This is a genomic window from Rahnella laticis (genome assembly GCF_015644585.1).
Taxonomy (GTDB): Bacteria; Pseudomonadota; Gammaproteobacteria; order Enterobacterales; family Enterobacteriaceae; genus Rahnella; species Rahnella laticis.
Genome location: NZ_JADOBI010000002.1, coordinates 24,795 through 37,651, shown reverse-complemented (window position 1 = coordinate 37,651; position 12,857 = coordinate 24,795). Strand labels below are relative to the sequence as shown.

Below are 12,857 nucleotides of genomic sequence, written 5' to 3'. Positions count from 1 at the left end.
ACGGAAAGATTATGCAAAAAATTCTAGGTCTGCTCATCGTGCTGTTCAGCGTCGTTGGCGGATACATTATGTCCGGCGGGCAACTGGCGTCGTTCTGGCAACCGGGTGAAATCCTGATCATTCTCGGCGCGGGCATCGGGGCGATGGTTATCGCCAACCCTAAGCACGTCCTGCGGGAAATGTGCCAGCAGGTCAAAGGTGCGATGCGCAAAAATGAATACACCGACGAGTTCCAGCGGCAGCTGCTGATCCTGCTGTATGAATTGCTGGAACTGGTGCAGGAAGGCGGCCTGAAGACGCTGGATGAGCACATTGAAGTGCCGGAGAACAGCCCGTTGTTTCAGAAATACCCGCTGATCCTGCGTGATAAAGCACTCATCACGTTTATTGCGGATAACTTCCGCCTGATGGCGATGGGTAAAATCAACGAACATGAGCTGGAAGGGATCCTCGAACAGGAACTGGAAGCCGTAGAAGAAGAATTGCTGGTGCCTTCGCGCTCCCTGCAACGTACCGCAGAAGCCATGCCGGGATTTGGTATCTGCGCGGCAGTGCTCGGTATCATCATTACCATGCAGTCGATTGACGGTTCCATCGCGCTGATCGGGGTGAAAGTGGCTGCGGCGCTGATCGGGACATTCCTCGGCGTTTTCTTCTGTTATTGCCTGCTGGATCCGCTGGCGAATGCCATGGAACAGCGCAGTAAAAGCCGGATGTCGGTGCTGGAATGTGTGCGTATGGTGCTGGTGAATCACGTCGCCGGAAAACCGACTCTGCTGTCCGTGGATTCCGGACGCAAAATGCTGCCGCTTGTCAGCAAACCGACCTTTGCAACGCTTGACGGCTGGGTTAACCAGATGGCGGAAGATGAGGCATGAGATCGTCGAAAAATACCCACAACACAACGATCATCAAGCGGGGTTCGCGCAAGGGGCATTCCGGGGTTCACGGCGGTGCCTGGAAAGTGGCGTTTGCAGACTTTACGCTGGCCATGATGGCGCTGTTCATGGTGCTGTGGATTGTCGGTTCCGTGAGTGAAGAAGAACGCAAAGAAATCGTCGCGCAGATCAACAGCCAGTCGATTTTCAGCAGCACGGTTTTTGACCCGATTGATATGGAAAGCGCCAGCGGCGGCGGCAAACTGATCGGCACCGCACAACCGGTGACCGACGCCAGTGCCGCGCAGAATCCGAACGATCCACGCGGCAAAGACGCAGACGGCGGTGAATCCCTCGACAGCGTCATGAACCGTTCGCATATTGAAATGGAAGAACTGACGGCGGTGATTGAAAAAATCACGGCGGAAAATAACGCACAGGCCAACCTGAAAATCGAAGTGATCCCGCAGGGGCTGCGCATTCTGTTGCAGGACGACCGCCAGAAAGCGATGTTTGAGCGCGGAAGTTCCACGCTTACGCCATTCTTTGGCCGCCTGCTGACCGAGCTGGCGCCGGTATTTAATAAACTGGATAACCAGATCATCATTACCGGCCATACCGATGCGGTGCGGTTCCGCGATCAGGAGCGTTACAACAACTGGAATCTCTCCGGTGACCGCGCCCTGGTGGCGCGCCGTGCACTGGAAGGTGGCGGGCTGGATCAGGCGCGGGTGATTCAGGTGAGTTCGATGGCTGACCGCATGCTGCTTGACCCGGAAAATCCGGAGAGCGCGGCAAACCGCCGCATTGAAATTACCGTTCTGACCAAAGCCGCTGCCGACACATTATTCCAGTTCTACGGTTATCACGGCGAGAAAGTGGTGAAGCCGATCACTGAACGGCTGGAAGCGGACGGCAAAAAGCCGTAACCGCGTAAGGGTGAGTCTCCCTCCCGGCATTCACTGCGCGCGTAAGTGATCAATAAACCGCCGTACTTTCTCGGGAACGTGGCGGGTGTTGGGGTAGAGCGCAAAAATTCCCTGCGGCGGAAAACGATGATCGGGCAGCAAATGGCGCAGGCGGCCCGCGTTGATTTCGGGCTGAACGAGCCAGTCCGGCAGCAATGCGACACCGGTGCCGTGCAGGGCGAACGCCAGCAGCGATGATGCATTATCGGCGGTCACGACCGGCGGCGTGGTGACGCGAAACAGCGTTTGTTCTCCCAGTGGTGACGTCACGGGCCAGCTCACCGGCCACGGCAGACGGCTGTGGGCAATCCACTTTGCTTGTGCCAGTTGTTGCAGATTACCGATGTCGCCGTGCCTGCATAAAAACGCCGGAGACGCCACCGGCAGTATGCCGAAACTGCCCAGCGTGGCGGCATGATGGCTGGAATCTGCCAGCTGACCAAGGCGGATCGCCAGATCGAACCGGCCTGAAATCAGGTCGTCGTGATGCGATGAGGCGACATGCTGAATGCGCAATTGTGGATGCAGCGCTGCAAACGCGGCCAGCGCCGGAACCACCACCCGCACGCCATATTCCGGCGTACTGGTGATCCGCAACTGACCGCTCAGCCCGCCGTGATCGCGCCGCACATCGTCGAGCACCGACTCCGCGTCCTGCAATAAAATCCGGCAACGTTCGTAAAAGCGTTCGCCGGAATCGGTCAGCGCCAGACGCCGCGTGCTGCGGGTCAGCAGCGCGACGCCGGTTTCGTTTTCCAACTGCTTCACGTTAAAACTCACCACCGCTTTGGTCAGCCCGAGCGTTGCCGCTGCGCCGGTAAAACTCCCCGCCGTCACCACTGCCACGAAAATTTCCAGACGTTGTAAATTCAGCATGCCGAAGCCTTTTATTGTCAAAATTATTTTGACAGTGTAGCGGCAACCCGCCCGTATATCAGCCACCCTTTCTCCGTTACATTGCCCGCCATTCAGGGTGAAGGGGAGAATCAAATGCAGTACCGCACGCGTGTGGCCAGTGTGTATCTGCTGGGGTTTTTTGTTGATCTGATCAACATGTTTATCGCCAACGTGGCGTATCCCGGCATCGCACGGCATTTTGACGCGCCGGTCAGTGCGCTGGCCTGGGTCAGTTCCGGGTATATTCTCGGGCTGACGCTGGTGATCCCGCCCAGCCGCTGGCTGGCTTCACGGCTGGGCGCCCGTCGCGTATTCACCGTGTCGCTGGCGATTTTTATGCTGGCGTCGGTTGGCGCTGCGGGCGCGCAAAGTCTGACGTCGCTGACGGTCTGGCGGATTGTGCAGGGGCTCGGCGGCGGCCTGCTGATCCCCGTCGGGCAAACGCTGGCGTACGCACTTTATCGCAGCCACGAACGGGCGCGGCTTTCAGCGGTGATCATGCTGGTTGGCTTGCTGGCACCGGCGTTATCGCCGGTGGCGGGCGGTCTCATCGTGGATCATCTGAACTGGCGCTGGGTTTTTGTCGCCAGTTTACCGCTGGCGCTGCTCGCCTGGATTCTGGCATTGTGCTGGCTGCGCGAGGTTCCGGCTGAACCAGCGGTGCGTTTTGACCTGCGCGGTTTTTTGCTGGCCAGTCTCGGGCTGACGCTGATTTTATCCGGCCTGACCCGTCTGGGGGAACGCAGCGAGTTGACCGCAGGGAGCGCGTTATTGCTGGCGGGCGTGGCGTGTCTTTATGCTTTCGTTCGCGATGCGCGCAGGCGACATAATCCGCTGCTGGATCTGCGGCTGATCAGGGAGCCGCTGCTGCGCACCGCGATGATAATTTACCAGTGCATCCCCGGCATTTTTACCGGCGTGGGCCTGATTGCGATGCTGTATTTGCAGGATGAAATGCAGTTTTCTGCCGCGCAGGCGGGCGGACTGATGGTGCCGTGGTCGGTGGCGTCGTTTGCGGCTATCGGGTTAACCGGCAAAATATTTAACCGCACCGGCCCGCGCGCGTTGTTTATCCCCGGATGTCTGGTTCAGGGGTGCGGAATTGCGCTGCTGGCGTGCATGACCGTTTATCCGCAGGCGTGGCTGGCGGTGGCGGCGTTCACGCTGATGGGGTTCGGCAGCAGCTTGTGCAGCAGCACGGCGCAGAGCTGCGCATTTTTACACATCGCCGCGCCGCAGCTCGCTGACGCCAGCGCGTTGTGGAACATCAACCGCCAGCTGAGTTTTTGCCTTGGCGTAACGGTCATCAGCGTCGTGCTTAATCTGTTGCAGGCGTATCTGCCGCAATGTGCCTACGAAGTGAGCTTCGGGCTGGCGGCGGTGAGCGTTCTGGTTCCGGTGATATTTTGTCTGAGATTACCGCGCGGGGCGGTGGTGCAGGAATGAAAACAACAGGAGAAAAGATGAACCGTTTCGTGAAAGAAGTGTTTGATGCGCATGAACTTATCCGCCAGTGGCTGGGCGATACAAATTCTCCGCAGGCAATTTGTGATGAATTGCTGGCGCGGTTTAGCGCAGATTATTCGATGGTGACGCTCACCGGCCACCGGCTGGATTATGCGGCGTTACGGGCATTTTTCAAGGCGCAGCACGGGGCGAAAACCGGGCTGGAGATTCAGGTTGAGCAGCCAGAGTTAATTGCGGAAAGTGAAATGTCCGCCGTAGTGACGTATCAGGAGCGCCAGCAATTGCCGGGGCAGACGGCGACGCTGCGTTATTCAACGGTGGTATTCAGCGTGGACGCGCAGGGCAAAATCCTGTGGCGGCATCTGCATGAAACAGCGGCGGGCTGATTTCTGCATGCAGACGAAAAAACGGCCTTCCCACAGGAAAGCCGTTTTGATTTGAAACGCAATATCTGGCGGGCAACGAAATCAGTGGGTCAGCGTTTTTCTGACTTCACTGACGTCTTTCGCTGTCACCGCAGGCGCGTTGTTGCTCCAGCCCTGACGGATAAAGGTTGACAACTGCGCCGCTTCTTCATCGGTCAGACGGCCCGCAAAGCCCGGCATCGCCAGCGTTGACGGTGCGCGTGCGGTTGACGGTTGCTGAGCACCGGCGAGGATCGTGTGGATCAGGCCGGTCGGATCTTTAGCATTCACAATTGTTGCCTGATCCAGTTGCGGGAACACGCCCGGTGCGCCTTTGCCGGTCACAAAATGGCAGGCCCCGCAGTTATCCAGATACAAACGCTCGCCTTCGCTGAGGTTTTTCGCCGCCGTCAGTCTGGCTTCGGTCGCGCTGGTTTTCTGCGTCTCCGGTGCCGGAACCGGCGGATTGCCGCCCAGGAATTTGATGTATGCGGCAATGGCTTTCAGATCTTCATCGGTCATGTGCGCGGTACTGTTCTCCACCACCGACGTCATTTCACCGCCTACGGCCGCTTTGTCGTTGCGCCCTTTGCCCAGATAATCAACGATTTCCTGCTGATCCCAGTGCGCTACGCCGCGCAGCGACGGAACGTCCCAGTTATTCAGACTGCCGCCCGCGAGGAAATCAGAGTCGCTGCTGTCCAGCGCTTTCTCGTTCATCCCCAGACCGCGCGGCGTGTGGCAACTTCCGCAGTGCCCGAGGCTTTCGACCAGATACGCGCCACGGTTTACTTCGGCAGACGCGCCGCCAATCGGCTGGAACGGTTTATCGGATGCGAATGCCCAGTTCCAGAAACGCATGCCCCAGCGCTGGCTGAACGGGAAACTCAGATCTGTTTCCGGTGGCTGTTCAGCACTCGGTTTCACGCCCTGCATGAAGTAGACATAAAGCGCGTGCATATCTTCATCGTTGATTTTGGCGTAATCCGGATACGGCATCGCCGGGTACAAACGGGTGCCATCCGGCAGCACGCCTTTACGCACGGCGTCCGAGAATTGCGCTTCCGTATAACCGCCAATCCCATGATCTTTATCCGGCGTAATATTCGTCGAATAAATGGTTCCCAGATTCGAATTAATCGCCAGGCCGCCGGAAAACGCCGGTTTACCCGCCACCGTATGGCACGCGCCGCAGTCACCCAGACGCGCGACGTACTCGCCCTGTTTGATGAGCTGCGCGTTATTTGCGTCATCCGCCTGCGCATTCGCCATCAGCCCGGTGCCCAGCAGCAGGGCGTTCGCGATAAATAAACTTTTGAGTTTCATCCTGTTCATCTCCGCTTATGCCTGAACCAGTGGACCAGGATTTTTCAGATACTGATCTTTAATCGCCTGTGCGGCCATCAGCGTGATGGCTCCGATGGTATCCGTCGGGTTCGCCTGGAAGTTCTGCGGGAACGCATTGCCGCCCGGCACAAAGACGTTATGCACATCCCAGCTTTGCAGGAACTTGTTCAGCGCGGAGGTTTTCGGGTTATCGCCCATGACCGCGCCGCCGACGTTGTGCGTCGAAACGTATTTGGTCAGGTCAAAGTGTGCGTCCATCGGCAGGAAGCTTTCGCTGTAGCTGTCCGGGTTCAGCTCTTTGGTGATATTGCCCACAATCCCTTTCAGGTACTGCTGAAGTTTGAGTTCGTTCTGTTTCCAGTCGAAGGTCATACGCAGCAGCGGATAGCCGTATTCATCTTTGTAGTTCGGATCGAGATCCAGATAAATATCGCGATAAGACTGGCAGGTGGTGGTGATACTGATTTTCATCGAATGGCCGTACCACTCTTCCATGCCTTCTTTCCAGCCGGTGCCCCACGCCGGTGTGCCTTTTGGCAGAGACGTGCTGATTGGCGTGCCGGTGGCCTGAGAGCTGTGGATTTTCGCGCCGCCGATAAAGCCCAGAGCAGGGCCGTCGAAATTGCCCGGAGAGATGTCGTTGATCATCTGGCCGGTGGCGCCTGCGGTGGCGAACGGGTTGAAGTTTTTGTCTTTGAAGAACAGCGTGGAGCCGCCGTTGCTCAGGAACGCATAGTTACGGCCAATCACGCCTTCTTCGGTGATCGGGTTGTAAGGTTTGCCGATCCCGGAAAGCAGCATCAGGCGGACGTTACAGAACTGGAAGCTGCTCAGCACCACGATTTTCGCAGGCTGGAAGCACTCGTTGCCCTGCGCATCCATGTAGATCACGCCTTTGGCGGTTTTCTTGTCGTCATGCAATTCGACTTTCAGCACGTTCGCGTGGACTTCATAAGAGAAGTTGTCCATGCGTTTCAGTGCGTCCATGACCGCCGTCTGCGGTGATGCTTTTGAGTAGTTCAGGCACGGATATTTACTGCAATAGCCGCAGTAGTTGCACGGAGCGATCTGGTTGCCGTACGGGGTGGTCCAGGCGCGGGATACGCAGGCAGACGGGTTCGGGAACGGGTGATACCCCATTTTTTTCGCCACTTCGGCAAACATGCTGCTGTTTAGCGTATCTTCCAGCGCAGGCAGCGGATACGGCTCTGAGCGTGGCCCTTCGAACGGGTCGCCGCCTTCCATAATCTGGCCGCGCAGGTTGCCGGTTTTGCCCGACTGCCCGCAGATGTGCTCAAACTTGGTGTAATACGGCTCGATTTCATCCCAGGTGAACGGGAAATCCATGATCCGCATGTCTTCCTGCAAAATGCCCGGTTTGTACGCCTCATCGGCATAGGTTTTGAGCTTTAAATCGGTCGGCGTAGGACGGATAAGAACCGCCGTCCAGTGCAGACCGGAACCGCCAACGCCCGTACCCGGCGCAAATGCGCCCCATTTACGGGTTGGCAGCGCGGTTTCGCTCATGTTGTAACGCACGGTCACCGCCGCTTCGGCGGGCGTTGCCATCACTTTGTTGCGTACGGCGTAGGCATATTCATCCGCGGGTTTCGGGTAAGCAAATTCTTCGTACCCGCGGTCACCGCCGCGCTCAAGTGCGCGCACGGTCAGACCGGCCATTGCCAGCTCGATGCTCATCAGCGAGCCCGCCCAGCCGAGGCCGACAACGACGACATCGACTTCTGGTTTAATTACTTGTGCCATCTTTAATCCTGTCAGTCATCAGAAAACGGAAAGAGGTCCGGCGCTCAGGCGCGGGCACCTTGCAGGCTCACCGGCCCCAGCGGATAAGGGACGTTGTGTTGTTTCACCCACTCCGTAAAGCTGGCGCGCGCACCGGGGAATCCGATGGCAATCCACGCTTTCATGCCCTTGTTGCCGCCATAAATCGGGTCTGCCAGATAGCCATGTTTGGTATCGGAAAGCAGTTCCCCGAAGAATTGCGACGCGACCAGGTTCTCTTCGCCCATATCGGCAAAACGGATGCCGTTTTTCTGGAGCTGCGTCAGGGCGTTGTCTTTGTCCTGATCGGAGAGCGCGTGGAAGTCTTTCTGATGATTTTGCTGACACCAGTTGTTCGCCAGGCGAATACCGGTTTTGTAGATTTGCTGAGGACGGAAGGGGATCTGATACCCCATAGTCGCGGGTGCGTGAACGTTAAACGGCCCCTGCATATAGATTTCTTCGCCGAAATCGCCGTGCATTTGCTGATCGATAAAAATCGGTACGTTGGTTTCAAGCGCGCCGGGCGCTTTCCCTTTGCCTCCTGCGGGGATCAGACGGTCAGCGGCGGCCATTATAAACTGCCACTCATCCGCGCTGAAAAACACGGGTTTATAATCGAGTAAATCCGGGGCAGCCATTTCAGCAGCCTGCGCCGCGGACAACCCTTTCATCATGATGGTGCCGACGGGCAACGCCATCAGCGACCCAAGTAAAAACTTGCGACGGGTAGTTTTCTTTTGAAGGAGCATAGAATTACGACTCTCACATGCCTGATGTTAAGTTTGGGTTAATTGTTATTATTTTTGGGTACAAATTTATAATATCACCGCTACATTTAAAATAAATGACTAATTTCCACAAGGAATGTGAGGAGGTGATATTTCTTATGTTTTCAGACATCAGTGAATAGTTTAAATTATTTATGAAACATGGACTTATGATTATTTTGTTTGAGTGTGTAGTCGCGGTGATTTAGCATTTCTTATCAAAGATTAGCGCCGGATAATTCCGGTTAAATTTAGATCAATATAATTCCGGAAGGAAAGTTAATGTTATTTGTTGATATAAATGTTACCTAACATTTTTAACATTTAGAAAATGGAATAAATTTAATGTTTATATTTAAGGTCAATACCAAGACCTTGGATTGCCACCCAAACGGGCTTCAAGGGCTTCACACAGATTTGTGTAAGTTTCGGTTTTTCAATTGCAGTTATCACTCAGGCCAAGACCTTGGGTTGCCACCCAAACTGGCCTTAAGAGGCGCCTATCGCCGCGCCTCTTAAGAATCTCCGGCTCTTTAACTGCGCGCTGCCGCTTGTTGGCTATGTTTCAGAAACTCCTCTTATTGCCGCAAACGCCGCCGCTGCGCGGTCCTCTCGTTTCGGGTTCGAACCAGCTCGGAAAAGACTCTCGCCGTTTCTCACCGCTCACTCCACGTCGTTTTGAAAGCGGCCAATGGCTATGTAATTCGGAAGAATGATGTTGGGTGGTTTTGATTTTGAATTAAAAATGCCTCCAGCCGCTTTCAGAAAGCTTGCTGAATGAGTGTTTCGAGACCGAAAGGTTCGAAGACCGAAATGAAGGTACCGCGCAGCGGCAAGTTTTCGCGGCAATAGCTGCGGCTGCTGAAACATAGCCAGCGAGCGGAGCGCTTGTTGAAAAAGCGTGGGGAAATCCAAAAGGGGAAAAGCACTTTCCCCTTTTGGTCGGTTTCGGCGCAGCGGGTTAGGCGATCACTGCAATTGATAAACCGAAACTTACACAAATCTGTGTGAAGCCCTTGAAGCCCGTTTGGGTGGCCAACCCAAAAACAATCAGGCTGATTCCCTGATCACCAACCTGTACCCCGTATCCACAATCGGTTCCTCAACCTTAATCCCTTCAATTCTGTCCGCCAGCATAGTGGCTGCGCGGATCCCGAGATCCCATTTCTCCACGCTGACAGTCGTGATCGAGGGCCGGTTATGGGCCGCGAAATTCAAATCAGCAAAACCGATCACCGAGAAATCATCGGGTACGCGCAGCCCCTGTGCTTCCGCTTCCATTATCACGCCTTGCGCCAGCGTGTCGGAACTGCAAATGATCGCGTCGAACCGCTCGCCGCCGGAAAGCATCTCTTTCAGCGCTGCACGTCCGACTTCCATATTGGCAGGCAGCGACACCATCATTTCGCGGATTTCTGAACCGGGTTGTGCACGCAGCACGCTGATCGCGCCATTCTTGCGCACCACGGCGCGTCTGTCCGAAGCACAGATAAAACCAAAACGCGTGAAGCCTTTCTCAAGGAAGTATTCGCCAATCGCATTGCCAACTTTTTCATGGGAAAAGCCGATCAGCATATCAATCGGCGTCGGGGTTAAATCCCAGATTTCCACGACAGGAATATTGGCGTTGAGGATGATTCTTTTCAGGTCTGACGAATGATGAATACCGGTCAGAACGATGCCGTCCGGACGGCGCGAAAGCAGGGTGGCGACAATCTCGGTTTCTGCATCCGGCTCGTAACCGACAATACACAGCAACATATGGTAGCCGCGCGCGGCCAGTTCATCGCTGATCGCCTGAACGGTATCGACAAACATATTGTTGTTAATCTGCGGCACGACCACGGCGATCAGCTTCGTGCGACTGGTCGCCAGCCCGCCTGCCAGCATATTAGGGATATACCCGGTCACGTTCACGGCTTCCATCACTCTGGCGATAGTTGCGGGGCGCACAACCTTGGGATTATTCAGCGCCCGGCTGACCGTCATCGGTGAAAGACCGGCTTCTCTGGCAACATCTTCAAGCGTGGCCGTACGGGAACGACCTGTGTGATTCTTTATTATATTATTCAATGCATTGCTCACTGGTTTGCAAGTTCAAACTACGAATGTTTGCGCAATCATTGCCAGTTTCTCACAAGAAAATGAGGGACGATAGACCCAAAGTGTTAAAACGCTGTTATCAGACAGATATCAATTTGAGGAGGAGAATTCTGAGCCTTTCCTCTGCTCCTCAGCGACCTGTCGTCGTGCCCCTGTAAAGGGAGATCTTAATTATTTCCGCGAATTATTTGCCCAAAACGTGAAGGGAGTCATGGGCAATGGTCAAGGAGAGACAATTTCTATAAGTTCGGAATTATCCCTGCCGGAAGTGATGCCGTATACTTCTCTCAAGCAGAAACAATTAACTATCTCTATTTATCTGCTGGTACTGAGTAATGACAGATAAAGAAAGATCCGTTGTCAGACCTGCACTCTATACGGGATACGAGGGTTTTCATTATGGAAAAGAAAGTCATTTATTTGTTTTGTTCCGCGGGAATGTCCACTTCTCTGCTGGTTTCTAAAATGAAGGTTCAGGCCGAGAAATACGAAGTGCCTGTCATTATTGAAGCATTCCCTGAAACCCTGGCAGCCGAGAAAGGCCACGCTGCGGATGTGATCCTTCTCGGCCCGCAAATTGGTTACATGCTGGAAGAAATTAAGAAGGTATTACCGGGCAAGCCGGTTGAAGTGATTGATTCTGCCCTCTACGGCAAAATTGATGGGTTGGGTGTATTGAAAGCAGCGGTTGCTGCGATCAAAAAAGCAGCAGTACAATAAGTTTTAACTTTTGCGTCAATTTTAAATTAGCAGTGATTAGCATTTTTAAGTCAAAGAGAACTCCAGTCAAAGAGCGAATTTCATACCTTGCCGCCGGAAGGCGGCTTTAAAGGAAAATGCCAATGAGCAAAGCCATTGATTCACTTGAAAAGATACTTCTCCCGTTTGCGGTAAAAATAGGTAAGCAGCCCCACATTAATGCCATCAAAAATGGCTTCATCAAATTAATGCCGCTGACCCTGGCTGGCGCCATGTTCGTTTTAATTAATAACGTCTTCCTGAACTTTGGTGCCGGTTCCTTCTTTTATTCTCTAGGCGTTCGTTTAGACCCGTCAACCATAGAAACACTGGCGGGATTAAAAACCATCGGGATTAACGTTTATAACGGTACGCTCGGAATAATGTCGCTGATGGCACCGTTCTTTATCGGTATGGCGTTAGCCGAAGAGCGGAAAGTCGATTCACTCTCGGCGGGTTTATTAGCCGTTGCCGCATTTATGACCGTCACACCTTACAGCGTAGGCGAAGCGTATGCCGTTGGCGCAAACTGGCTGGGTGGTGCGAATATTATTTCGGGGATGGTTATCGGTCTTGTTGTCGCCGAAATGTTCACGTTTGTTATTCGCCGCAACTGGGTCATTACCTTGCCCGCCAGTGTACCAACTTCTGTTTCGCGTTCTTTCTCCGCGTTAATTCCGGGCTTTATCATTCTGTTTATTTTCGGGGTGATTTCCTGGTTACTCGGATTATATGGCCACAACTTCCACCAGATTATTATGGATTCCATTTCCAAACCTCTGGCGTCAATGGGAAGCGTGGTGGGCTGGGCGTATGTAATTTTCAACTCACTGCTGTGGTTCTTTGGTGTGCATGGTTCTCTGGCGCTGACCGCGCTCGACAACGGCATCATGACCCCGTGGGCGCTGGAAAACATCGCGTTGTACACCGAATACGGTTCTGTGAGTGCGGCGATTGAAGCGGGCAAGACCTTCCACTTCTGGGCCAAACCGATGCTCGACTCCTACATTCTGCTGGGCGGTTCCGGGGCAACGCTGGGTCTGATTATCGCCATCTTTATTGCCTCTCGCCGTGCGGATCACCGTCAGGTGGCGAAGCTGGCACTGCCGTCAGGCATCTTCCAGATTAACGAACCGATTCTGTTTGGTCTGCCGATTATCATGAACCCGGTTATGTTTATCCCGTTCGTGCTGGTGCAGCCGATTCTGGCCGCTATCACGCTGGCCGCCTACAGCATGGGCATCATTCCGCCGGTCACCAACCTTGCACCGTGGACCATGCCGACCGGTTTGGGTGCGTTCTTTAACAGTAACGGCAGCATTGCGGCGCTGCTGGTCGCCTTGTTCAACCTCGGTGTCGCCACGCTGGTCTACATGCCTTTCGTGATTCTTTCCAACAAGGCTCAGGCGATTATTGAAGAAGAAGAAAGCGAAGAAGATATTGCGGCTGCACTGAAATTCTAATCTGACCTGAAAGCGGGGCGAAAATGGCCCCGCCATTCAG

The 12,857-nt window shown here is 54.4% G+C and carries 11 protein-coding genes; 6 read left to right on the top strand and 5 right to left on the bottom strand.

What is annotated here, in order from left to right; genetic code table 11:
* Positions 1–11: 11 nt before the first annotated feature.
* Positions 12–878: a flagellar motor stator protein MotA gene (gene motA / locus IV433_RS03380; protein ID WP_195813009.1), complete on the top strand. Its 867-nt coding sequence runs from the start codon at positions 12–14 to the stop codon at positions 876–878.
* Entirely contained in the window at positions 875–1,807 is a 933-nt protein-coding gene (gene lafU / locus IV433_RS03375; protein ID WP_195813008.1) for a putative lateral flagellar export/assembly protein LafU, read from the top strand. The genes motA and lafU overlap by 4 nt, the downstream gene beginning before the upstream one ends.
* Positions 1,808–1,837: 30 nt before the next feature.
* On the opposite strand, the gene IV433_RS03370 is transcribed toward lafU, so the two are convergent.
* On the bottom strand, positions 1,838–2,722 hold the full coding sequence (locus IV433_RS03370; protein ID WP_195813007.1) for a LysR family transcriptional regulator: 885 nt from the start codon (positions 2,720–2,722) through the stop codon (positions 1,838–1,840).
* 114 nt (positions 2,723–2,836) lie between these two features.
* Between IV433_RS03370 and IV433_RS03365 the strand changes: the two genes are divergently transcribed.
* Positions 2,837–4,189 (top strand): MFS transporter, encoded by a 1,353-nt coding sequence (locus tag IV433_RS03365; protein WP_195813006.1) that lies wholly within the window; start codon positions 2,837–2,839, stop codon positions 4,187–4,189.
* 17 nt (positions 4,190–4,206) lie between these two features.
* Positions 4,207–4,596, top strand: a complete 390-nt coding sequence (locus tag IV433_RS03360) for a DUF4440 domain-containing protein (protein WP_195813005.1) — start codon at positions 4,207–4,209, stop codon at positions 4,594–4,596.
* A gap of 81 nt (positions 4,597–4,677) precedes the next feature.
* On the opposite strand, the gene IV433_RS03355 is transcribed toward IV433_RS03360, so the two are convergent.
* The 4 genes from IV433_RS03355 to IV433_RS03340 form a co-directional block, all read right to left on the bottom strand.
* Positions 4,678–5,940, bottom strand: a complete 1,263-nt coding sequence (locus IV433_RS03355) for a c-type cytochrome (RefSeq protein ID WP_370530237.1) — start codon at positions 5,938–5,940, stop codon at positions 4,678–4,680.
* A gap of 15 nt (positions 5,941–5,955) precedes the next feature.
* Positions 5,956–7,725: a GMC family oxidoreductase gene (locus tag IV433_RS03350; protein ID WP_195813003.1), complete on the bottom strand. Its 1,770-nt coding sequence runs from the start codon at positions 7,723–7,725 to the stop codon at positions 5,956–5,958.
* 44 nt (positions 7,726–7,769) lie between these two features.
* The gene (locus IV433_RS03345; RefSeq protein WP_195813002.1) at positions 7,770–8,495 is read right to left on the bottom strand and encodes a gluconate 2-dehydrogenase subunit 3 family protein; all 726 of its coding nucleotides are present in this window, start codon (positions 8,493–8,495) and stop codon (positions 7,770–7,772) included.
* Positions 8,496–9,563: 1,068 nt separating this feature from the next.
* On the bottom strand, positions 9,564–10,598 hold the full coding sequence (locus IV433_RS03340; protein ID WP_195813001.1) for a LacI family DNA-binding transcriptional regulator: 1,035 nt from the start codon (positions 10,596–10,598) through the stop codon (positions 9,564–9,566).
* Positions 10,599–11,015: 417 nt separating this feature from the next.
* On the opposite strand from IV433_RS03340, the gene IV433_RS03335 reads away from it, so the two are divergent.
* The gene (locus IV433_RS03335; RefSeq protein WP_195813493.1) at positions 11,016–11,336 is read left to right on the top strand and encodes a PTS sugar transporter subunit IIB; all 321 of its coding nucleotides are present in this window, start codon (positions 11,016–11,018) and stop codon (positions 11,334–11,336) included.
* Positions 11,337–11,458: 122 nt separating this feature from the next.
* Positions 11,459–12,817: a PTS N,N'-diacetylchitobiose transporter subunit IIC gene (chbC, locus tag IV433_RS03330; protein WP_152326755.1), complete on the top strand. Its 1,359-nt coding sequence runs from the start codon at positions 11,459–11,461 to the stop codon at positions 12,815–12,817.
* Positions 12,818–12,857: the final 40 nt, after the last annotated feature.

Bases quoted from the DNA above. Each gene is read 5' to 3' on its own strand.
- motA (WP_195813009.1), top strand. From the start codon at position 12: ATGCAAAAAATTCTAGGTCTGCTCATCGTGCTGTTCAGCGTCGTTGGC.
- lafU (WP_195813008.1), top strand. From the start codon at position 875: ATGAGATCGTCGAAAAATACCCACAACACAACGATCATCAAGCGGGGT.
- IV433_RS03370 (WP_195813007.1), bottom strand. From the start codon at position 2,722: ATGCTGAATTTACAACGTCTGGAAATTTTCGTGGCAGTGGTGACGGCG.
- IV433_RS03365 (WP_195813006.1), top strand. From the start codon at position 2,837: ATGCAGTACCGCACGCGTGTGGCCAGTGTGTATCTGCTGGGGTTTTTT.
- IV433_RS03360 (WP_195813005.1), top strand. From the start codon at position 4,207: ATGAACCGTTTCGTGAAAGAAGTGTTTGATGCGCATGAACTTATCCGC.
- IV433_RS03355 (WP_370530237.1), bottom strand. From the start codon at position 5,940: ATGAAACTCAAAAGTTTATTTATCGCGAACGCCCTGCTGCTGGGCACC.
- IV433_RS03350 (WP_195813003.1), bottom strand. From the start codon at position 7,725: ATGGCACAAGTAATTAAACCAGAAGTCGATGTCGTCGTTGTCGGCCTC.
- IV433_RS03345 (WP_195813002.1), bottom strand. From the start codon at position 8,495: ATGCTCCTTCAAAAGAAAACTACCCGTCGCAAGTTTTTACTTGGGTCG.
- IV433_RS03335 (WP_195813493.1), top strand. From the start codon at position 11,016: ATGGAAAAGAAAGTCATTTATTTGTTTTGTTCCGCGGGAATGTCCACT.
- chbC (WP_152326755.1), top strand. From the start codon at position 11,459: ATGAGCAAAGCCATTGATTCACTTGAAAAGATACTTCTCCCGTTTGCG.